The 1,882-nt window shown below is 40.0% G+C and carries 1 protein-coding gene; it reads right to left on the bottom strand.

Annotation, left to right across the window (positions count from 1 at the left end; all coding sequences use genetic code 11):
• Positions 1–40: 40 nt before the first annotated feature.
• Positions 41–1,282, bottom strand: coding sequence for a group II intron reverse transcriptase/maturase (ltrA, locus tag HMPREF1630_RS08015; RefSeq protein ID WP_231549531.1), 1,242 nt, complete (start codon positions 1,280–1,282; stop codon positions 41–43).
• Positions 1,283–1,882 lie beyond the last annotated feature (600 nt).

Raw genomic sequence — 1,882 nt, 5'->3', positions numbered from 1 at the left:
CCTCTCACACCACCGTACGTGCCGTTCGGCATACGGCGGTTCAATTCATGTAATAATCTAAACAACTAATGAGTCCTCGCTTTTCGAGTATTTCTTTTGTTATCCTGCGAAGTCCGGCTGTTTTTGCTACCGCCTGATAATGGTCTGCAAATCCTACAGATTGTCTTGCCATCCATTCTGGTACACCAAGCTTCCTTAGTCCCCACATCCTTTTCTTACTAGTTTTCCATTGCTTCCATATAACTATCCTCATACGATTACGAAGATGTTTGTCTATTTTAGTCATATTTTGTTTCATCTTACCTATCCTAAAATAGTTTATCCATCCTCTTATCACCTGATTTAGTCTCAGTATCCTGTAGTCCATAGACACTGACCACGAACGATATGTTAGTTTCTTGAGCTTTCTCTTGAATCTGTTTATTGAATCTTTATGTGGTCTGGCTTCCCATTTTCCATTCATTTTCACAAAACCAAATCCTAGGTATTTGAGCCTTGTTGGTTTTGTGACTTTGGATTTAGTAGCATTTACCTTAAGGCTTAACTTCCTCTCTATCCACGATGTGACCGTATGCATCACTCTATTTGCAGCTGCACTGCTTGCAACGGTTATTATACAGTCATCTGCATATCTAACAAAGTGCAAGCCTCGTGCTTCTAACTCTTTGTCTAATTCATTGAGCATTATGTTACTAAGCAAAGGAGATAAGTTACCTCCTTGCGGAGTTCCTATAGTGGTTTCTTCATATTTCCCTTTTACCATAACTCCTGCTCTTAGGTACTTAGTTACAAGAGATATTACATCTGGGTCTTTCACCGTTTTGCCTACCAGGTACATAAGCTTGTCCTGTGGTACGTTATCAAAGAACTTTTCTAGGTCAATATCCACTATGTATGTGTATCCATCATTTAGATATTCTAGTAGCTCTAATATTGCTTGCTGTGCTCTTCTACCTGGTCTAAATCCATAGCTATGTTCACTAAACTGTGGCTCGAACATTGGTGTTAGAACTTGGGCGATTGCTTGTTCTATAATTCTGTCTACTACTGTTGGAATTCCAAGATTTCGTACTCCACCGTTTGGTTTTGGTATTTCTACTCTGAGTACTGGTTGTGGTTTATATTTCCTTTTCAGGATTTTCGTTTTGATATCTATCCAGTTTTCTTTGAGGTATTTGTTAACATCTTCGATACTTATACCGTCTATGCCTCCGGCACCCTTATTGGCTTTTACCTTTTTGTATGCCATTTTCATATTTTCTCTGGATAATATTTGATTCATTAGTTGTCCCATAGATTGTCTCACTTTCCTAATTTTCTTTTGTATATATTAGCCCTAGCTCCTGTGAAATGTTCACTCCGTTACGTCTTTGCTACTATATTTCTCGTCGGGCTTATATACTTAGTTTGATTAAGTCACTTTGACTTTTAGAATTGTTCAGCCCTTCGCTCCATTTCCATTACAGAAACTTCTTCACTACTATGGCTTCTGCTGACTTCTCACAGTTCGTTGTTACTAGGTTTTCCCTCTGTGAGACCTCACACGGGATAAGTCGTCAGTCTTTCCTCGTCTACCTGCCTAATCTACTTACATAAGTTACGTTTGCCTTTTGGACTTCGTGACTTTTGGCCCACTCATCCTTTATGTAAGCCTTTATATTAGGTTTCTGTACGTCAGGTTACGATTTTGCTATTGCTTCTTCTCGCCATCACCTCACGGTGATAACCTTGCAAGTTGCTATGAGGTTCGTCGGCAACTACGCCCTACGTGGACTTTCACCACAGACTGACGGCATGCCCGTCATAATCGAATAGGGACTAATTTCTAGTCCCTTTCACACCACCGTACGTGCCGTTCGGCGCGTTCAATTTAATTTACACA

This window comes from Anaerococcus lactolyticus S7-1-13, from assembly GCF_000758765.1.
GTDB classification, from domain to species: Bacteria; Bacillota; Clostridia; order Tissierellales; family Peptoniphilaceae; genus Anaerococcus; species Anaerococcus lactolyticus.
Note: the sequence above shows the minus strand (reverse complement) of the source record. Positions and strands in the feature narration are given on the sequence as shown.

Coding starts and splice junctions, on each gene's coding strand:
- ltrA (WP_231549531.1), bottom strand. CDS start 1,282: ATGAATCAAATATTATCCAGAGAAAATATGAAAATGGCATACAAAAAG.